This window comes from Alteromonas sp. KUL17, assembly GCF_006538305.1.
GTDB classification, from domain to species: Bacteria; Pseudomonadota; Gammaproteobacteria; order Enterobacterales; family Alteromonadaceae; genus Alteromonas; species Alteromonas macleodii.
Window position 1 is genome coordinate 1 of record NZ_BJKJ01000027.1, and the last position, 20,328, is coordinate 20,328.

A 20,328-nucleotide genomic window follows, 5' to 3' on the forward strand; every position below is an offset into this window, starting at 1 on the left:
TTTTTATGCTTTATCAAAAGTGGAATTTACTATTGATTGGGGGCTAATGCTTGTTTCAGATCATCTTTATATCGCCTGGAAAGCGCTACTGATTGACCGTTATTGAGCATTATTGTTCCATCCCCTGTTTCTTCATAACTTATAGACACAATGGCAGGTATTCGCACTGCGTGCGACCGGTGCACTCGCATAAAGCCTTGATGCGCTCCTTCTTCACAAAACCGGCCAAGGGTATAACGCAAGGGGTAAACGCCCACGTGAGTATGAAGGTTAATGTAATTTCCTGAGGCTTCTACTCGCTGTATGTCAGTGACTTGAACCAAAAACTCCTTATTGAGCTTTTTCACCAATAAATAGTCAGGTAAGGTGCTGGCCACGTTGTCATTCGTTATCTGTGATGTGTCGCGTGCAATAGGTGATGCTTCACCAATTAAGCGTTGATAGCCAAACCGTGCAATATAGTAAAAAGTAATCAGAGTAATATAGCCCCATACATCCTTTCGATATTCGTAGATGAACTCATTGAGCCATATCCCAAAGTCATAATTGCGTTCAGAGAATAAATAGACGAGCTTTCGAAATGCTACCATTAATGATACATGGGCTACTGAAAATAAACTGGCGAAGGCAAAATGCCACCCAAGCCATGTCGTTCCCACTTTTACCTTCTGATCGAGTATACGTATAGCGATAATTAATGGGATGACGAGCAAAGCGGTGCTCAAAGCACTCGAGTATTCCCAAACGTACGGCTCCCAAAGTGCTACGTTGTTATTGTCGCTTCGAGAAAATTCAGTCCAACTAGACGCAGCATTGATTGAATTGTTTATAAACAAATAGGCTGTAAGCAAAACAAATGCAGCGTATTTATGTTTTGATTCAGAATCCCTAAGAAACTGACTCCATTTTTCATCCCAGTTATTCACCGCTTAACCCTTTTTCCTTTAATTCTTGTCACTTAGGCGTTTGCTGTCGGACGTCTATCACATTAGATGCAACATGTTAGTTAAGCACTATTGAATAGGAGTGAGGACATTGACGCAAGCATATGTTGATCAGGAAGCAACGTTTGTTAACAGAACTTCAAAGGGGGAGGCGAGAGAGAAGGCCGTGGTCGAGAGTCCTGTCGCTCAGCGTTATTTCGAGTTGGATGCACTGCGAGTCATCGCGTTTGGTGTACTCATTTTTTATCACATCGGAATGTATTACGTTTTAGAGTGGGGCTGGCATATAACAAGCGACGTGCAATTTCCACTACTACAAGATGTGATGATATTGACCAACCAATGGCGTATGTCTTTATTATTTCTGATCTCTGCCATGGTATTTACCGTCGTGCTGCGCCGCGCTTATGGCCAAACGACCTCTCGCTGGCGTGTATCCCTTTCACTACTGGGGAAGAGGGCGTTGCGGATATTAATTCCACTTGTATTCGGTATGTTTGTTATCGTCGCGCCACAAGTTTATGTAGAGTGGACAGTAAGCGGAGCACTAGCCATGCCGTTTAGCGAGTTCTACGTTGCTTACATTAATCCAAATACTGACTTGTTTATCGACAAACAATCGGTAATTGGCTTACTGACGTGGAATCACCTTTGGTTTTTACCTTACCTTTTTGTGTATAGCGCTTTCATATTGCTGTTTTTCCCGCTTATCAGATTTGTGGAAGTAAGGGCGTTGAGAGTACTCGATAGTTTGGCGCTGTTTAGCGTGTTAGTAGTTACGAGCATGACTGCCATATGGCTGGAGCTACGAGTAGCATATCCCACGTCTCACGACTTACTTAATGATTGGTATAGTCATGCAAAGTACTTTTTTGTGATGTTGGTAGGTATTGTGATTGTGCTTAGACCCGCATTGTATGCTGCAATTATGAGGTCCCGTTACGTAAGCTTAACCATTGCGATAGCACTTTACAGCGTCATAATTTTAGTTCGGCACGACTTGCTAGGCCCTACAGGGCAGTTGATGGAGTCGTCTCATGGGTTTCGTGTTTTGGTTGGTGTAATCGTTGTACTTAATCACTGGGCATGGTTGGCAGCAATATTGGGGTTTGGTCGAAAATATTTGTCTAACCCGAGTAAGGTGGTGAGCTATTTGAACAAAGGCGTGTTGCCTTACTATATGGTGCATCAAACGATAATTGTGGTGGCGGCGTTCTTTTTGAGCTCCAGTGTATCGTCGACACTCGGAGAATTTATTTTAATAATGCTAATAACCGTTGTGGGGTGCGCACTGACATACGAAGTCGCCAAGCGCTTTTTAATACTTAGATTTTTGTTTGGCCTAAAGTTAAACACCAGTCCGCATAGCTCATTACCCACTCAGCGAAATTTAAAATTTTCGTAATCGCGGTGTGATACCGCAGGTATAACGAAACCAATAAGTGAGAAAAAGAAAAAGGCGCTATGTCACGTCATTCGTGTCATAGCGCCTTTACTGTTTAACTGTGCTTGGTTTATCGGCTCAGTTTATGTGCTTACGAGCGATTTACTTAAGGTGCTTCTTACTTAAGATGCTTAACTAGGCCTTGAACAACCTTCACGCTACCAGCAACAATTTCACCTTTGTGAAGAGGGTCGTTTCCGCCTTTAAAGTCTGTTACCAAACCGCCAGCTTCACGAACAATAAGCTCACCTGCTGCGATATCCCAAGATTTAATGCCGCGCTCCCAGTAACCGTCGTGGCGGCCAGCTGCAACGTAAGCAAGGTCTAGCGCTGCACTACCTGCGCGGCGAATGTCGCCCACTTCGTGGAAAATTTTGTTAAGGCTTAGTGCATACTCGCCAAATTGAGACTTGTTCTTAAACGGTAAGCCAGTAGCAATAATGGTTTCAGAAAGATCACGAGGCTTAGAAGCACGAATACGATAACCGTTAAGTTGCGCGCCTTGACCACGGCTCGCGGTGAATAGTTCGCTGCGAATTGGGTCGAAAACAACCGCTTGATCTAAGCGACCTTTGTGAAGAAGTGCAATTGAAACGGCAAAGTGAGGAATGCCTTTTACAAAGTTAGTGGTGCCATCTAGTGGATCGATGATCCACTGATAATCAGTTTCTGTGCCCAAAACTTCACCCGATTCTTCACCTAGGAAGCAATGGTTCGGGTAAGACTGCTGAATTTTGGCAATAATTGCTTGTTCCGCTTCTTTATCAACTTGAGTAACGAAGTCGTTTAAGCCTTTTGACTCTGTCGCTACTTCATTATGTTTTTCAAAACCACGAACAATAACTGTTCCAGCCGCACGCGCAGCGCGCACCGCAATATTCAGCATAGGATGCATAGATAAACCACCAATTGTAAAAGACCAATGAAACAAACTAACTGTACAAAAAATAGCTAGTTGTTTTCGAAAACGGGCGGAGTCTACCAGAATCTATGCGCGATGCAAATGAAATCCCAGCACAATAGCGTGAATAGCCATCTATACTGCCGCTGTGTTAAACTTCGCGCTATTAAGGTCTGTAAGATAGTACGCCAAAAGCGCGTATTATCGAATTAAAGACGCTATCCAAATAAGTACGTAGGTATTACACGCATGCTCGAGAATATTCGCATTATTTTAGTTAACACGTCTCACACGGGAAACATCGGCTCGACAGCAAGAGCTATGAAAACCATGGGGCTGAGCAGCTTATATCTTGTCGACCCAGTAAATGAGCCAGACGGTCAAGCCAGTGCATTGGCGGCAGGGGCAGGTGATGTGCTTGCTAACGCGAAAATTGTAAGCACGCTGGAAGAGGCAGTTAAAGACTGTGGCTTGGTAGTAGGGACGTCAGCACGCTCTCGCACTCATTCATGGCCTATGTTAGGCCCGCGCGACTGTGGCGAGAAGCTGGTCCAAGAAGTAGAAAAGTACCCGGTAGCCTTGGTGTTTGGGCGTGAGAACAGTGGTTTAACTAATGAAGAGCTGCAGCAGTGTCACTTCCATATGTGTATTCCAGCTAACCCTGAATACAGCTCACTTAATTTAGCAGCAGCAGTGCAAACTCTTTGTTATGAAATTCGCATGGCCTATCTAAATCGCGAAACCTATCCAAGCATTGAGGAAGAATATCCACTGAATGACGATTTAGAGCGTTTTTATACGCATTTGGAAACCACGCTGGAAGGCACGTCATTCATTCGTAAAAGTCACCCGGGTGTGGTTATGACTAAGCTGCGCCGCTTGTTTAACCGAGCACGTCCTGAGTCTCAAGAGCTTAATATATTACGCGGTATATTGGCGTCTATCGATAAATCGGTGAAGAATGCTAACTCAGGCGATGCAGACCCTGCACCAACGATAGAAGAAAAAGAGTAAATATTATGTTCGCCCGTATAAAAGATGATATTCAAGGTGTATTTCATCGCGACCCAGCGGCAAGAAATACCTTTGAAGTGCTAACCAACTATCCAGGCCTTCATGCAGTGTGGCTGCATCGCATTAGTCACAAACTATGGAAAGCTGAATGGAAATGGTTGGCACGCAGTTTATCAACTTTTAGCCGCTGGCTTACGGGGATTGAAATTCATCCCGGTGCCACGTTAGGACGACGGGTATTTATCGACCACGGTATGGGTGTGGTTATTGGTGAAACAGCAGAAGTTGGCGATGATGTCACCCTTTACCACGGCGTTACTCTTGGAGGCACTAGCTGGAGAGCAGGTAAGCGCCACCCAACCCTTAAAAAAGGCGCAGTTGTTGGGGCTGGAGCCAAAGTGTTGGGGCCTATTGTTATAGGTGAAAATGCTAAAGTAGGGTCTAACTCTGTGGTCGTTAAAGATATTCCAGATGGCGCTACGGCGGTGGGGATCCCCGGTCGCATTATAATATCTAAGCAAAAAGAGATGAATGCGTCGGTAAACCCCGAGCGAGATAAAATTGCCCAGAAATACGGCTTTGATGCCTATGCTGTCGCGCCAGATAACCCTGATCCTGTGGCCAATGCGATGGGCATAATGCTAGAGCACATGCACCAAATGGACACCAAAGTGGAAGAGATGTGCAAGGTCATTCAGTCGCTAGGTGGCGATGTGTGTACCGATAATTTACACAATATTAGCGCTGAAGATTTCGCAGAAACGGGCTTTGATTTAACAGAGACTCAAGAGCGCGAAAAAGCCCATTCTTCCTTCGATCCAGCAATTTAAAGCAAAAGCCCTATTTGTTTTTATAGGGCTACCGATATTCTGCCTCTACACAGCAACACTAGCCAAAAGGCTTCTTTTACAATGAGTTAATATTTGTATTGACTCGCGTAACACTCCAACATCACATTGTGAAAGACGTGTAATTTCACGTATCAAACAAATAGTGAGAACATTTATATGCACCTAGCCTAAAATTGTGAGTCCACGCTACATTTTCTTGAAAAAAACATCAAAGTTTTCTCATGTTTCTGTACTGCAATAGCCGATATATTTCGAATCCTTAACTTTGCGTAAGCGTCTCACGATAGACGCTACAACGAAGTAGTTAACGATTACCTACCTTACCCCATAAACACTTAATTACACTAATTTATCTGTGTATGTGTCAAATCCGAGCGTTCAAGACATTATTAATAAGATCAAGTTTTTTCAGCGCAACGGGAAGAGCGCTCAAGAAAAGTGAAAGTTTACGCCTGTATTTTTCCTCTAATGACAATAGCTGCATTTTTAAAGGTAACTCATTGTAATGAATAAATCATTGATAATAGTGTTGGCAACAAGTTTGATACTTGGGGCATGTGGTTCAACAGAGCAATTAAATGTAATGCAAGACGATACTGGTGACAAAGTTACACAATCGAGTACGCAATCTGTCAGTTACAAAGGTGACAACCTTTTTCCACCAGGAGACGACACTATGAAGCCTGAGAGCAAAGTGTCGGGAGGTACGTTTGATTATTCACAATGGACGCTAGTTTGGCAAGACGAGTTTGATTATCCCAACGACGAACTTGAAAATAATTGGATATCGCAAAACGGGCCTACTGCTCACCCGTTAGTTGCCAGCAGTCGTTGGCGGGAAAACGCCGTGGTTGTGGATGGAAATTTGGAACTTCAAGCCAGGAAGGAAACGCGCGCAGGGCAGGAATGGACAACGGGTAATGTGTGGAGTAAAGAGAGTTTTGGTTATGGGTATTTTGAAGCGCGTTACAAATATGCCGCTGCTCCAGCAACCAATAATTCATTTTGGCTGTGGCCAGCACATGGCTCTCCAAAAGGTGAAAAACGCTGCGAGATAGATATAAACGAAGGTCACTTCCCAAATGTAGTCAATTCAAATGTACATAACTGGACTGATAAATGGACAACCGCCAGCGGCGGTCTAAAGCATTACAACAATCAAATAGCACATACGTTCTACGGTGAACCCGTCCATTCTATACAGCTCGATGAGCCAGTAAAAACAACAAAAATTAGATTGACGTCGAAGAATCCAAAATCTGTATATTTACGAGAGTTCAGGTTATTTGGCCCCAGCGTTAACGAATTGCCTATCGCCATGGAAAAACTACCGGATTCTGTTGTCAATTTAGCAGCACAGGACGATGTACAGATCACTCATAGTGGCAGTTCCTGGACTGAGAATGCCAAAGAGAGCTTTATGACTGACGACATACTCGCTTCCCGTTGGGTGTCAAATTCTCAAGGAACTAAGTGGATTCAGTTCGACTTTCCCTTTGAGCAGGATGTGTCCGGCATACAACTGGTTAATGGTTTGTTAAAAGACGATGGCATTAATAATGGCTGGCTCGAGGACGGTTTAGCAAACAGAAATTTGATGACCGACTTTACCATTGAATATTTTGCCAATGGCAATTGGCAGGTAGTGCACGAATATCAATCCAGTGAAATTGCTAACTTTGGCGAAGAGTTTCATACCTATGGGGTGGCATGGGATGAGGACTACCTGCGCTTCTATTTTGATGGGAAGTTGTTTTACACCGTTAGAAACGATGTTTGCTTCAGTGATACGGCAATATTACTTAGCCTGGCGATCCTTAAACAAAACTATTCTGGTGAAATCACTGAGGATTTAGACGGCACGGCAATGACGATCGATTACGTTCGTTACTATCAGAAAAAGAGCTCCATGTAAGCGTAGGTAAATGAAAACATGAATATGATAGATATAAGTGTTGTTATCATTTTTACTTTGCTTGTGGTTGGCTGTGGACTTAGCTTCTCAAGTTCAGGCAAAAATACCAAAACCTTCTTTTCCGCCGGAGGCGCTTTACCTTGGTGGATGAGTGGCTTGTCGTTGTTTATGAGCTTTTTTTCCGCAGGCACCTTTGTTGTATGGGGGTCCATTGCTTATAAACATGGATGGGTTGCCGTGACAATTCAATGGACAATGTGTCTGGCAGGCGTGCTCATCGCTTTGTTTATTGCGCCAAAATGGCAGAAAACCCGGGTGTTGACTGCTGCCGAGTTTATAAAGGACCGCTTAGGCAGTCGGGTTCAAAAAGTGTATACCTATATATTTTTAGGTATCGCCAGTTTCTCCACGGGGGCCTTTTTGTATCCGGTAGCGAAAATCGTCGAAGTCTCTACCGGTATCAATATCGAAGTCACCATAGTGGTTCTAGGTCTCATCATTTTGTTTTACACCACAGTAGGTGGTTTATGGGCTGTCGTTGTTACTGACATCTTACAGTTTGTGGTACTGACTACCGCCGTGCTTATTGTCGTACCCCTGTCCTTGGATAAAATTGGTGGGTTGAGCAACTTCATTGAAATGGCACCAGATAATTATTTTGCGCTTACGAGCGGCGAGTACAGTTGGGGGTTTATCTTTTCCTTTGGTGTTTACAACGTATTTTTGATCGCTGGAAATTGGGCTTACATACAGCGTTTTACCAGCGTCAGACGTCCTTCCGACGCGAAGAAAGTGGGGCTACTATTCGGCGGGCTTTATCTCATAAGCCCTATAGTCTGGATGATTGCGCCCATGGTCTACCGAGTAATGAACCCTGAATTGAACGGTTTTGAAGACGAAGGCGCCTATCTTTTAATGAGTAAGGAAGTTCTGCCGGCCGGCATGTTAGGATTAATGATAGGGGCCATGGTTTTTGCTACGTCCAGTTCAATAAATACCTCATTGAACATAGCGGCAGGAGTTATTACTAACGATATTTACAAACATTTTAAGCCTGAATCCTCTGAAGCGTCTCTGGTAAAAGTCGGTCGTATAGCTACAGCGGCCCTGGGGTTAGCTACTATCACATTTGCCCTCATGGTACCCAAGTTGGGGGGCGTAGTGGAAGTGGTGATGACCTTAGCTGCTCTCACCGGAGGGGCCTTATTTCTGCCGCCCATCTGGCTGTTGTTTTCTCGATATCAAACCGGCAAAACCATTTTGGCCACCACTGCAATTACGTTAATCGTCAATTTTGCGTTTAAATTTATCACGCCAATGGCCCTTGATATTTCTTTGTCTCGTAGCGCAGAAATGATGCTTGGTGTCTTTCTGCCTCTCGCGGTTTTATCTATGTTTGAGGTTTTACTTCGCTCTCGCAACCTGGAAGCTCCAGGTTATCAAGTATTGTTGGCTGCAACTGAACAACGAAATGTGATTGCGAGCACTGTCACTACACAAGAGCACCAAAGTGAAAATAAAAAAGGGGGGCGCGTTATTGGGTTTGGTATTACCGCTACCGGGGCAATTATGCTCACACTTTCTTTAATTGCCAAGAGTGGTCAACTTGCCGTGGCCGTCATGGGCGCTGTTATATTTATCATCGGTTTGTTTTTACTATCAAAATTTCGTCAAGCGAGCATCAATGGAGCAGTATACGATGACTAAAAGTAAACAACCGTTATCTAGTTTTCCGTGGAATATTCCGGCGACTAAACCAGACAGGCCTTTGAGTCTCGCTATGCAGAGACTCTACGAAAATTATGCAGCGCCGAGACCGGAAGATAACCCGTTATTTAGCAGCTTTAAATACACCAAAGTTGAAGGCTTAGATTATCGCAATAACGATGGCACGGTATCACGACGTGACCCTTCGAAAATCATCAAAGTAAATGGTTGCTATTACATGTGGTATACCAAGCGAGATACCATAAGTCCGCCACGTGGGGCAGAGCATTGCTCAGATACCGTACCTTCTACTGACTGGGACTTGGCCGAAATCTGGTTTGCCACTAGTAAAGACGGGTTTACATGGGAAGAGCAGGGCGTTGCTATCAAACGTCCTGAAAAACCATTATTGGGGTGGCGTTCAGTTTCTACGCCAGACATCCTGGTTTGGGAAGGCAAATATTATCTTTATTACCAGGCCTTTATGGAGGCTAGCGGTTTAAAAGGCGATCATTGCCCAGTAACCGTATCAGTGTCTGATAGCCCTGATGGCCCGTGGGCGCCAACCCACGAACAAACCGTTCCCAATGGTGAAGCTGGTGCCTGGGATCAGTTTTCAATTCATGATCCCTATCCTTTGGTTTACCAGGGTAAAATTTATCTCTATTACAAAGCAGCTTTTGGTGAACGGCCTGAGTATCTTGTGGGGAATGGCTTAGCCATTGCCGAACATCCACTGGGGCCGTTTAAGAAACACCCGTTGAATCCCGTCTTAAATTCCGGCCATGAGACTGCATTTTTTCCTTTTGAAAACGGAATTGCGGCTTTAGCTACACGCAATGGCAACGAGAACAACACCATTCAGTTCTCGCCCGACGGAGTACAGTTTTCAATTGCGTCCGTAACGTCAATGATGCCTGTTGCCGCAGGCCCTTTTATTCCAAATGCGTTTAACAACGCGCAGAATTCTGAGGGTATTCAATGGGGAATGTGTCATTTTTCAGATAAAGCCGACCCCACTACCAAACACAGTTTCATCGCTCGCTTCGACTGCAATTTAATGCGAAATGGTTCGAATAAAGAACTAAAAGAAACCGATGTCATTCATTCTCCTGACGTTTTTTTTGCACAAGCTCTAACGTCTGACGAGCGAGCATGCCGCGAAGAACAATTTTCGATAGATAAGCACTATGATTAAACAAGAATTCAGCAGTAAGCCCCGAACAAATAAAGTTATAAATTTAGAAACAGACTTCGTCGTTGCAGGGGGCGGATTAGCCGGTGTATGCGCTGCGATTACCGCCGCAAGAGCAGGAACCAAGGTTGTGCTGGTTCAAGATAGACCTGTGTTGGGGGGCAATGCTTCCAGTGAGGTCCGGGTATGGGCACTGGGCGCAACATCTCACATGGGTAACAATAATCGTTGGTCTAGGGAAGGTGGCGTGATTGATGAAATCATGCTGGAAAACCTTTATACCAATAAAGACGGCAACCCTATCTATTTTGATATTATCTTACTGGATAAAGTTGTTGCCGAGCCAAATATCACGCTGTTGTTAAATACAGCTGCATACCAGGTCAATAAATCCAGTGACACTACCATCAGCAGTATTCACGCTTTCTGTAGCCAAAGTTCGACCCAATATGTCATCTCCGCTGACTTGTTTTGCGATGCCACCGGTGACGGCATTGTAGGCTTTAATGCCGGCGCCAGTTTTCGCATTGGTGCTGAGTCGTCTAATGAGTTTAATGAACAATTAGCTGGAGAAGTAGAATCTAATCAATTGCTCGGTCATACGCTATTTTTTTACAGCAAGAAAGTAGACCACCCTGTGAAATATACAGCACCTGCTTTTGCTTACACACATGAGCAAATCGGTGCGCTTCCCCGTTCAAAAAATATCCAAGGCGATGATTCCGGAATAAAATTCTGGTGGGTTGAATATGGTGGCGTCCGGGATACCATCTACGAAACAGAAGAGATTAAATGGGAATTATGGAAAATTGTATACGGCATCTGGGACTACATCAAAAACAGCGGTAAATTCGAGGATACAGAAAATTTGACATTGGAATGGGTTGGCACTGTACCGGGCAAGCGTGAAAGCCGTCGCTTCAATGGCGAATACATGCTTAAACAACAGGATATTGTTGAGCAAAAACTCTTTTTTGATGCAGTTTCGTTCGGAGGCTGGGCCATTGACATCCATCCTTCTGAAGGTGTCTTCAGCGATAAACCTGCCTGTTCACAGTTTCATTCTAAAGGTGTCTATCAAATTCCCTATCGTTGCTTTTTAAGCAAAGATATTGACAATTTGTTCTTTGCTGGGCGCAATATCAGTGCAAGTCATATTGCTTATGGATCGACGCGGGTGATGATCACCTGTGCCCATGGTGGCCAAGCGGTTGGCGAAGCCGCAGCCATGTGTAAGCAATTCGCGCTTAAACCAAAAGCTTTGCTTGCAACTGAACAAATGACGAAACTGCAACAACGTTTAAACCTGTCTGGCCATGGTATTCCCGGTGTGCCAATTAATCCCGAATCAAACGAAGCCACTAACGCAAACATCTGTGTGAGTAGTGAACTTGCCCTTGAGCAGTTTACGCCCCAAGATGATTATTTATTGCTCAACCAGTCTGCGGCTCAATTAGTGCCGCTTGAAGCAGGCGCGGCACCGAAAATTACAGTTAGTGTTAAGGCACTTAAAGACACAAGTCTAACCTGTGAATTGCGCACAAGCCAAAAAACCGAAAACTATACCCCAGAAGTTGTTTTGCAGTCTTCATCAAAACAGATAGCCGCGGGTCTTCATACCGTAGAATTTGATTTCTCTGAGTCTAACGTCAGTGAGCAATATGCGTTTTTTTGCTTTTTAGCCAATGAAAATATAGAAATACAGACGTCTAACCAGCGCGTAACAGGGGTTATGACAGTTTATAATAAGGTACATAAAGCGGTATCGAACAATGGCGCTCAAGAGGCACCATCGGGCTCTGGGATTGATAGCTTTGAGTTCTGGACACCAACTCGCAGGCCGGCCGGTTACAACATGGCTATGTCTTTTTCTCCCCCCTTAAAAATATTTAGCAAAGATCAGGTGGTTAATGGCCACTTAAGGCCATGGCTAAGAAGCAATGCCTGGGTTGCAGATTACGTTGACAAAAATCCGATGTTGAGGCTTGAATGGGATCACGACATAGTAATTAATGGGATAACACTTTTCTTTGACTGTGATTATGACCATGCTTTGGAAACGGTATTGATGGAGCACCCGGAGTCTCGCATACCTTTTTGTATTAAGAGTTATCGTATTATGACGTTTCAAGGTGAAGTGATTGCAGAGGTTAAAGACAATTATCAAACTGTAAATAGGATAGAATTAGCGCGGCCTGTTCGTACTTCAGCGCTAGTGCTGCAAGTGGAGCACCCCTCAGAAGATGTTCCTGCAGCCATCTATGAAGTTCAGGTCTGGTAAGGGGAAATATGTTTGAGCAAACAGAAGAGTCTGATCTGATCAAACTGGCTGTATCGGGTAACCATTCTGCTTTCGCTGAATTAGTGAAGCGTTACGAGTCGCCAATTCGTTCCTGTTTGCGAGTCCGGTTGAGTAATATTCACGAAGCAGAAGACCTTGCTCAAGAGACCTTTATACTGGCATTTAATAAATTGTCTCAGTTTGACATTGGGACGTCCTTTGGCGCCTGGCTGCGCGGTATCGCAATAAATTTGCTTAGGAACTATCAACGCAAACACAAGGCCGTGGCGGTAGGGGGCAATGCCGAACTTGATGACTTAATCAATGCTCAGATAGAGCACGACTTTAACTCGGATATTGAGACTACGCATTTAGATTTATTGAGACTTTGTTTAGCTAAATTAAACACCGACATGCGAACACTACTGATGGAACATTTTTCATCGGGTTATTCGTTGACGGAGTTGTGTAAGAAGTATCAGATAGCGCATTCCACTATGACCATGCGAATGTTCAGGTTACGCCAAAAATTGAAAGAATGTGTTGAAAACAAGATGAGTGCTTAAAATGCAGACTTTTGAACCAACTAAACAGCAGCAAGCGTTGATTGCAGCTTATCTGGCAGGTGAGGATGTAAGCGAGCGGCTATTGAAAGAAATAAAGCGTGAGCCTGAACTCTTGCCCTACATCGCAACTTTGGTAGCCCAGGATCGTCTGCTCGCTGGCGAAGTGGACACAGCTGAGAGTAGTCAATTATTTTGCCGTGAAGTACAAGAAAATATTGAGTCTGCCAATACTACATCGTTGTCTAACGTCATTAACGAAAGGCTGTTGGAGCGCCAAAATGCCAATAATTGGGTAAACAAACCCTGGTTGATGGCTGCCAGTATATTTCTACTAATGGGGGCAGTGTTCACGATGTCTTTCATTGAAGGACAGCGAGGAATTGCGACGGTGACTAAAGTTGCTGCGACTTCGACTATAGATCCATTCTTCTCCTTAGGAAAAGCGTTCGGCGCAGGAGAGTTGCACTTATCAGAAGGGTATTCGGAAGTGACCCTTGAAAATGGTGTCGTGCTGGTGCTGGAAGCTCCCGTTAGCTTAACGCTGAACTCACCTGACAGGGTTACGGTAAGTCAGGGCCGACTAGTTGCCCGAGTTCCCAAAAATGCAATTGGTTTTCGAATTGACACGCCCAGCGCCGAAATAGTGGATTTGGGTACGGAATTTGGCGTGGACGTTAGTCAGTCAGGAGATTCTCAAGTTCATGTCCTAGAAGGAGAAATTAAAGCCCGAGCGGATAGAAGTCAGAGTTTTCAACATGTTAAGAAAGATGAAGCCTTAGCATTCAATTTAGCAGATAAAATTGAACAGATCGCTAATCAGCCCAAAGCGTTTATGAGAGTGTTGCCAGGCAATTCCGCAGTGCGCCCCAATTTTTTGCATTGGTCTTTTGATGAACGTGAGAGTCAGCTTTTTGCCTCTCGTGGTCGGGGGATGTCAGCTAAATCCTATCCGGCTAAAGATGAATCGGAATTTGAGCCCGTTATGCAGATTAATGGTGTTTTTGGTAATGCGATAGCCCTAAACGGGGAAGGAAACTGGCTTTCTACTGAATATCCAGGAGTCGCCAATGATAACCCGAGGACTGTCAGTTTCTGGGTCAAAGTACCACAGGATTTTTCGATAGATAATGCTTATGGAATAGTCAGTTGGGGGCTTCAACAAAACTACGCTTCGTGGCAAATATCTCCTAACCCAGAGTTATCAAACGGAGAAATAGGGCGGCTTAGAATAGGAACATATAACGCGCAAGTAGTAGGCTCGACTGATTTACGTGATGGCAAATGGCACCATGTTGCGGTTGTTTTATACGGAGGAGAATCATCAAACATATCTACTCATGTATTGCTGTTTGTTGATGGTAAATTAGAGAAAACGCAAAATAAATCAATCGCAAAAGTGAATACCCAATTAAACCATCCAGATTCCAGGCCACTGAGTGTGGGGAGAAATATCGGCTATCATCCCCATGCCGACCATGAAACACAAAACTATTTTAAAGGTGCGATAGATGAGCTGTACATTTTTGAGGCGGCACTTACTCAGGCTCAGATCCAAGCTCTTATGAAAGAAAATAGTGTCAACTTATGATTGCCAAAACAATAAGAAGTATTGTTTAAACGCTTATTAACTAACCTCATGAAGAATAGACATTTTAAGTCAACAAAACGTTTTCTATTACTTGGCACCATTATCGGGGGGTTATGTGCTTGTGGCGCAGAGAACACAAGTAGGGAAGAAGTACCGACGGAAGAACCGGATAGCATAATCGTTAACAGGTTTGATACAAGAGAATCGCTCAAAACCATAACGCCCATCAATGCTACTGTAACGTTAGATAATACCGCGCTTGAAAGCCAAGCATTAAAAATTGAGTTTACCACGCAGACATTTTTATCTGGGATTTACATTAAGCCCGAAACTCCATGGGAAACCAGTCATCTGGGTAATCGCGCATTCATGTTTGATGTAAAAAACACCGGGCAAGGTCCAGTGATGTTGGTAGCAGCAGTGGGGGGCTCAGGTAACCAGTATCAAAGAAGAGCTATTGGTCTTGATGAAGGGCAAACGACGACGTTGTATTTTGAATTAGAGGGCTATCAGTTAAACGAAGATACAGGTATGTCTGATACGCCGTCGAGCTTAAAAATCGATGCGTTGAAAATGTTACAACGGGGCAGTAATTTAAAGCTAGATTACAGTAAGGTTTACGGCGTCAAAATATATGCCGAAAAGCAAATCAGACCGACAGAAATCGTAGTTGATAATTTGCGCTTTGAGTCAACGCCTGAGCCAAACAAAGACTATCTGAAGAATATGGTTGATAAGTTTGGTCAGCGAGCCGATATGGATTTTGAGTTAAAAATATCGTCTGAGACTGAGCTTAAAGCTGCAGCTGAAAAAGAGCTTGAGCAGCTAGCCAATAGTCAAGGGTGGCAGGAACGCAGCAAATTTGGCGGTTGGAAAAGTGGGCCGAAACGAGAAGCAACCGGTTTTTTTCGTACCGAAAAAGTAAATGGTGTTTGGAGCTTAGTTGATCCTCAAGGCTATTTATTTTTCTCAAGTGCAATTGCCAATGCCCGAATGTCGAACACGTCAACGTTTACTGGCGTCGACTATCGCGATGAGTCAGTTCGTTATATTAACCCGGACGATGTAACGCCGGAAGATTCTCAACAAATTGTCGGTGATTATCGCGCAGCGCAACAGACCCATTATGTTGCCAACCAACAAAGACGAAGCATGTTTGAGTGGTTACCCGACTACGACCACCCGTTGGCAAATCACTACGGTTATCGACGCAAAGCACACAAAGGCCCCATGCCCCATGGGGAGGTGTTTAGCTTCTATCAGGCAAATTTAGAACGTCGATATGGTGAAACCTCAAAAGGCTCTTATCTTGATGATTGGCGAGAAGTTACTCTTAATCGCATGTCAGATTGGGGCTTTACTTCGTTTGGAAATTGGACCGATCCTATGTTCTATGATAATGAGCAAATGCCGTATTTTGCGAACGGGTGGATTATCGGGGATTTTAAAACACTTAGCTCTGGTTTCGACATTTGGGGGAAAATGCCAGATGTCTTCGACCCTGAATTTGTTCGAAGAGCAAATATCACCACTGAAGTTATAGCAAAGGAAATTAATAACAGCCCATGGTGTATTGGTATTTTCATTGACAACGAAATGAGTTGGGGCGGCTCAGGCCCTGCTATCAGACAGTACGGAATTGTATTTGATGCCTTGTCAAGAGACGCCAAAGACAGTCCAACCAAAGCAGTTTTTATGCGATTGCTAAAAGAAAAATACGACGATATCGACCGCCTGAATGCCCAGTGGCAGAAAAATCATGCTTCATGGGGTGAGTTTAGCAGTGGTGTCGACTATAAAGAGGACGAGTCGTACAGTGAGTCGCTCCTTGCCGATGCCTCTTGGTTACTGACAGTTTATGCAAGTGAGTACTTTAGTGTCGTTAGAGACGCGATTAAAAAAGTGATGCCTAATCATATGTACATGGGCAATCGGTTCACTACATGGGGCACAGCGCCTGAAGTACGTGATGTCTCTAAAGAGTATGCAGACGTGGTTAGTTATAACTATTATCAGGAGGGCATTGACCAAGCGACCTTCGGATTTTTAGATGAATTAGATGCGCCAGTCATTATCGGCGAATACCATATTGGTTCAGAGGATTCGGGCCATCCTAAATCCGGTAAGATTTTTGCGCCGAATCAAAAACGCCGGGCGGAAATGTTCAGAAACTATTTAAATAGTGCTATCGACAACCCATATATCGTTGGCGTCCATTGGTTTCAATACATCGATTCCCCCATTACCGGACGGGCACACGATGGCGAAAATTACAATGTAGGCTTTGTCACAACAACGGACATTCCTTATCCGCATATGGTCAGGGAAGCTAAAGAAACTCATAAAAACATGTATGAACGTCGATATAAAAATATGGAGTAGCGTTTTATTGCTTAGTAGCGAGCCCTCAAATAATAATTAGCCTTATACGCTAGACATATCCTCTAAGGAATTCGATATCTAATTGAAATCTAGCTCTTTTTTAACGAAAAAGTCTTTTCTCCTAAAAATGCGTTCTCTGTAAATGTAAAATAGCTTATCTTTCATTTAAAAGTGTGGCAACATTGTTGATGACAATTGTTAACATTGGTGTGTTGTCAATATCTCTGTTTCACACTGAAGTGACCACAAGAAGTTTTCGTATTACTAAGCGGTAAAATTTAAGATGTTTTTCGCCTAAGTGGATTATAGGTGTCAGAAATTTTCGTAAGACGACAGGGTCAGTGTTGTTTGAGCTTAACTTTTAATCAATTAGGAAGTGCTATGAAACTATCATTACTGCTTTTTGCAACCTGTACCGTTATGTGTTCAGCAATGCATGCCGCTGAGTGGGATGGAATTCCTGTACCAGCTAATCCAGGCCAAGGCTATTCTTGGCAACTACAAACGTTATCTGACGACTTTAATTATAATTCTACCTATAACAACCGCCCGACCGAATTTACCAGCCGTTGGAAGGAAGGGTTCATTAACGCTTGGAAAGGCCCGTCTCTGACAGAATGGGATGCAGGGCACGCATGGACAAATGGCGAATATCTGGGAATCCAAGCACATCAAAAACCTAACAGTGATAATATCTTAATGGGAAGTATTACCTCAAAACAAACACTACAATATCCTGTCTATGTTGAGGCGAAGGTTAAGATGTCTGATCTTACGACGGCGAATAATGTATGGATGCTGAGTGCAGATTCTAATGAAGAAATTGATATTCTAGAAGCCTACCCTAGTAGCCGCAACGGTCAAGAGTGGTTCGACCAGCGAATCCATTTAAGTCACCACGCCCTAGATCATAGCTATGATCCGTTTCTAGACTATCAACCTCGTGATGAGGAAAACGTTTTCGGGACTTGGTATTGGGAAAACGGAAGAGACGACTGGAGAAGTGATTTTGTCACTATAGGTGTTTATTGGCGTGATCCTTGGCATCTTGAATATTATATCAATGGGAATTGGGTCAGAACGCTGGATAAGTACTCTTACTCCTATCGCAATGAAATGGGTGTGGTAGAGAGCTACAACACAAACTTTAATGTGATAGATAAGTATAACTATACTAACAATACCGGCCTCAGTAAGCCGATGCACCTAATCATTAATATGGAGCAACAATCTTGGCGGACAGATGCCGGGGTTGTGCCAAACGCTGCTGAACTTTCTGATGCGAACAATAAAAACGTTTACTGGGTGGACTGGGTTCGGATATACAAGCCCGTGGCAAATTAAATGGATTAGTAATGAACAGCCGCAACTGTGAGGTTTCGGCTGGCATTCCAAAAATGTTGGTCAGGATGTTTTTATTAGTCTTAGAGGCTTCCCAGATTCGGACATAGTTTTACTAGCGGACAGCTTACCATTAACCGAATGACTTCGCCTAGAACACTGCCATTATAATGTGTTTTCAGAGAGATTCTTCTAGCTAGTCAAGCTAAAACAGATTGAGTGAAATTCATTCAATATTTGAATGCGTAAGCGTCAATATAATCGATTACAACGAAGCGTTTGTATCGCTAGGTCTAAGTATGGTGAAGTGACCAATATGCCTCCAGTGAGTGTCAAATCTTGAGTAATTTACACGGAAATATGTATAGAAGAGTATAGACAATTCGGGAACGTACAAAACAAAACAATACCTGACTAATTTACTGGGTCTTATACTTGACCATTTTAGTCGGGTATGTGAAAATTCCCGTACTACAAAACGGCGGGAGAATCCGATGAAACTCACTTCTAAAGGGCGCTATGCGGTTACCGCAATGCTTGATGTCGCTTTGCATTCAAAGCGTGGTCCAGTGCCTCTTGCCGACATTTCAGAACGACAAGAAATTTCTTTATCTTACCTTGAACAGCTTTTTTCTCGATTGCGTAAAGAGCAATTGGTAGACAGCGTCCGCGGGCCTGGCGGCGGCTATTTATTAGGTCGTGAAGCAAGCAAAATTGCGATAGGCGAAGTCATTCGCGCCGTCGACGAGTCCATTGATGCGACACGTTGCCAAGGACAAGCAGACTGCCAAGGTGGTGATCGCTGTCTCACGCACAGCTTGTGGCAAGATTTAAGTGACCGTATTGCGGCGTTTCTAAATTCAATCACGCTTGGCGAATTAATGGCAAAGCGTGATGTGCAAGAAGTAGCCGACCGCCAAGACGGTAATGCATCACTTCGTCATATCACCAAAGATATTGAAGTTAGTATTCAACTTTAAATTGGTATTGAGTAACGCATGGCTTTATCAACACCCATTTATTTAGATTACGCAGCAACAACACCGGTAGACCCGAATGTGGCCGAGGCAATGGCAAAATGCCTAACCCTGGATGGCAACTTTGGTAACCCAGCTTCTCGTAGTTATCGCTTCGGCTGGATGGCAGAAGAAGCGGTTGATGTTGCTAGAAATCAAATCAGCGACGCGCTTAATTGCGACCCGAGAGAAATTGTTTTTACTTCGGGGGCCACTGAATCGAACAATCTTGCTATAAAAGGCGTCGCCCAAGGTTATGCCAATAAAGGCAAACATATCATTACCGTTAACACCGAACATAAAGCGGTGTTGGATACCTGTGAGTTCTTACAAAGCCAAGGCTTTGAGGTTACCTATCTTGAAGTATTGCCAAACGGTTTAATTGATTTAAATGATCTCGAAAGCGCGTTGCGCGACGACACTATTTTGGTGTCGGTGATGCACGTTAACAATGAACTTGGGGTTATCCAAGACATTCAAGCTATTGGCCAGCTTTGTCGTGACAAAGGCATTCTTTTTCATGTGGATGGTGCGCAAAGTGTGGGCAAAATTGCCATTGATTTAGCTGAGCTTCCTATAGATTTGCTGTCTATATCGGCGCACAAGATATACGGCCCGAAAGGTATGGGGGCACTATATGTGCGTCGCCGTCCTAAAATCAATCTGGTTGCACAAATTCATGGCGGGGGCCACGAGCGCGGCATGCGGTCGGGTACATTAGCCACCCACCAAATTGTTGGAATGGGTGAAGCCATCGCGCTAGCTTCTTCAAAAATAGAAGAGGATAGTGCGCGCACATTAGCGCTGCGTGAATCGCTGTGGCAGGGCCTTCAACAGCTCGACGATGTCTATTTAAACGGCCACGCCACACAGCGAATCCCAGGGATTCTAAATGTGAGTTTTGCGGGTGTAGACGGCGAAAGCTTGATGATGGGCTTAAATGATATTGCCGTATCTTCAGGGTCGGCATGTACGTCAGCGAGTTTAGAGCCTTCGTATGTGTTAAAAGCGATTGGCCGCAGCAACGAATTGGCACATGCAGGAATTAGATTCAGCGTGGGGCGTTTTACGACCCAAGAAGACATCGATTACGTAATACAAAAAGTAGTGGATGTAACCACAAGACTACGCCAAGCGGTTTCAGCATAAACGCCTATACCGTCGTTGAGCGCGGGTTCTTGTA

Annotated in this window: 15 protein-coding genes; 13 read left to right on the top strand and 2 right to left on the bottom strand. The window is 44.0% G+C overall.

All coding sequences use genetic code 11. The annotated features are described in order from the left end of the window. Positions 1-29: 29 nt before the first annotated feature. Entirely contained in the window at positions 30-926 is an 897-nt protein-coding gene (locus tag KUL49_RS17615; protein WP_131138130.1) for a LytTR family DNA-binding domain-containing protein, read from the bottom strand. 100 nt (positions 927-1,026) lie between these two features. On the opposite strand from KUL49_RS17615, the gene KUL49_RS17620 reads away from it, so the two are divergent. Next, positions 1,027-2,349 carry an acyltransferase family protein gene (locus KUL49_RS17620; RefSeq protein ID WP_242633885.1) on the top strand — a complete coding sequence of 441 codons (1,323 nt, stop codon included), beginning with the start codon at positions 1,027-1,029 and terminating at the stop codon, positions 2,347-2,349. Between the two features lie 157 nt (positions 2,350-2,506). Here the strand turns inward: KUL49_RS17620 and suhB are convergent, their stop codons facing one another. Beyond that, positions 2,507-3,283: an inositol-1-monophosphatase gene (gene suhB, locus KUL49_RS17625; protein ID WP_014950183.1), complete on the bottom strand. Its 777-nt coding sequence runs from the start codon at positions 3,281-3,283 to the stop codon at positions 2,507-2,509. Between the two features lie 255 nt (positions 3,284-3,538). On the opposite strand from suhB, the gene trmJ reads away from it, so the two are divergent. From trmJ to KUL49_RS17685, 12 genes are all read left to right on the top strand, one after another. Continuing rightward, entirely contained in the window at positions 3,539-4,303 is a 765-nt protein-coding gene (gene trmJ / locus KUL49_RS17630) for a tRNA (cytosine(32)/uridine(32)-2'-O)-methyltransferase TrmJ (RefSeq protein WP_131138132.1), read from the top strand. Positions 4,304-4,308: 5 nt separating this feature from the next. Further along, the gene (cysE, locus tag KUL49_RS17635; RefSeq protein ID WP_131138133.1) at positions 4,309-5,133 is read left to right on the top strand and encodes a serine O-acetyltransferase; all 825 of its coding nucleotides are present in this window, start codon (positions 4,309-4,311) and stop codon (positions 5,131-5,133) included. Positions 5,134-5,659: 526 nt separating this feature from the next. Then, positions 5,660-7,069, top strand: a complete 1,410-nt coding sequence (locus KUL49_RS17640; RefSeq protein WP_131138134.1) for a family 16 glycosylhydrolase — start codon at positions 5,660-5,662, stop codon at positions 7,067-7,069. An 18-nt stretch (positions 7,070-7,087) separates the two neighbouring features. Beyond that, positions 7,088-8,776: a sodium:solute symporter family protein gene (locus KUL49_RS17645; protein WP_131138135.1), complete on the top strand. Its 1,689-nt coding sequence runs from the start codon at positions 7,088-7,090 to the stop codon at positions 8,774-8,776. Beyond that, positions 8,769-9,974, top strand: a complete 1,206-nt coding sequence (locus KUL49_RS17650) for a family 43 glycosylhydrolase (RefSeq protein WP_131138136.1) — start codon at positions 8,769-8,771, stop codon at positions 9,972-9,974. Before KUL49_RS17645 ends, KUL49_RS17650 begins: the two co-directional genes overlap by 8 nt. After that, positions 9,967-12,252, top strand: a complete 2,286-nt coding sequence (locus KUL49_RS17655) for an FAD-dependent oxidoreductase (RefSeq protein ID WP_131138137.1) — start codon at positions 9,967-9,969, stop codon at positions 12,250-12,252. Before KUL49_RS17650 ends, KUL49_RS17655 begins: the two co-directional genes overlap by 8 nt. Before the next feature lie 8 nt (positions 12,253-12,260). Continuing rightward, on the top strand, positions 12,261-12,818 hold the full coding sequence (locus KUL49_RS17660) for an RNA polymerase sigma factor (protein ID WP_131138138.1): 558 nt from the start codon (positions 12,261-12,263) through the stop codon (positions 12,816-12,818). Between the two features lies 1 nt (position 12,819). Then, positions 12,820-14,406: a LamG-like jellyroll fold domain-containing protein gene (locus tag KUL49_RS17665; protein ID WP_131138139.1), complete on the top strand. Its 1,587-nt coding sequence runs from the start codon at positions 12,820-12,822 to the stop codon at positions 14,404-14,406. 48 nt (positions 14,407-14,454) lie between these two features. After that, entirely contained in the window at positions 14,455-16,788 is a 2,334-nt protein-coding gene (locus tag KUL49_RS17670; RefSeq protein WP_131138140.1) for a beta-galactosidase, read from the top strand. 381 nt (positions 16,789-17,169) lie between these two features. Further along, positions 17,170-18,132: a beta-agarase gene (locus KUL49_RS17675; protein WP_131138141.1), complete on the top strand. Its 963-nt coding sequence runs from the start codon at positions 17,170-17,172 to the stop codon at positions 18,130-18,132. Between the two features lie 491 nt (positions 18,133-18,623). Beyond that, complete coding sequence (gene iscR / locus KUL49_RS17680) at positions 18,624-19,109, top strand: Fe-S cluster assembly transcriptional regulator IscR (protein ID WP_014950178.1); 486 nt, start codon at positions 18,624-18,626, stop codon at positions 19,107-19,109. An 18-nt stretch (positions 19,110-19,127) separates the two neighbouring features. After that, positions 19,128-20,294 carry an IscS subfamily cysteine desulfurase gene (locus tag KUL49_RS17685; RefSeq protein ID WP_131138142.1) on the top strand — a complete coding sequence of 389 codons (1,167 nt, stop codon included), beginning with the start codon at positions 19,128-19,130 and terminating at the stop codon, positions 20,292-20,294. Positions 20,295-20,328 lie beyond the last annotated feature (34 nt).

Coding starts and splice junctions, on each gene's coding strand:
- suhB (WP_014950183.1), bottom strand. CDS start 3,283: ATGCATCCTATGCTGAATATTGCGGTGCGCGCTGCGCGTGCGGCTGGA.
- trmJ (WP_131138132.1), top strand. CDS start 3,539: ATGCTCGAGAATATTCGCATTATTTTAGTTAACACGTCTCACACGGGA.
- cysE (WP_131138133.1), top strand. CDS start 4,309: ATGTTCGCCCGTATAAAAGATGATATTCAAGGTGTATTTCATCGCGAC.
- KUL49_RS17640 (WP_131138134.1), top strand. CDS start 5,660: ATGAATAAATCATTGATAATAGTGTTGGCAACAAGTTTGATACTTGGG.
- KUL49_RS17645 (WP_131138135.1), top strand. CDS start 7,088: ATGAATATGATAGATATAAGTGTTGTTATCATTTTTACTTTGCTTGTG.
- KUL49_RS17650 (WP_131138136.1), top strand. CDS start 8,769: ATGACTAAAAGTAAACAACCGTTATCTAGTTTTCCGTGGAATATTCCG.
- KUL49_RS17655 (WP_131138137.1), top strand. CDS start 9,967: ATGATTAAACAAGAATTCAGCAGTAAGCCCCGAACAAATAAAGTTATA.
- KUL49_RS17660 (WP_131138138.1), top strand. CDS start 12,261: ATGTTTGAGCAAACAGAAGAGTCTGATCTGATCAAACTGGCTGTATCG.
- KUL49_RS17665 (WP_131138139.1), top strand. CDS start 12,820: ATGCAGACTTTTGAACCAACTAAACAGCAGCAAGCGTTGATTGCAGCT.
- KUL49_RS17670 (WP_131138140.1), top strand. CDS start 14,455: ATGAAGAATAGACATTTTAAGTCAACAAAACGTTTTCTATTACTTGGC.
- KUL49_RS17675 (WP_131138141.1), top strand. CDS start 17,170: ATGAAACTATCATTACTGCTTTTTGCAACCTGTACCGTTATGTGTTCA.
- iscR (WP_014950178.1), top strand. CDS start 18,624: ATGAAACTCACTTCTAAAGGGCGCTATGCGGTTACCGCAATGCTTGAT.
- KUL49_RS17685 (WP_131138142.1), top strand. CDS start 19,128: ATGGCTTTATCAACACCCATTTATTTAGATTACGCAGCAACAACACCG.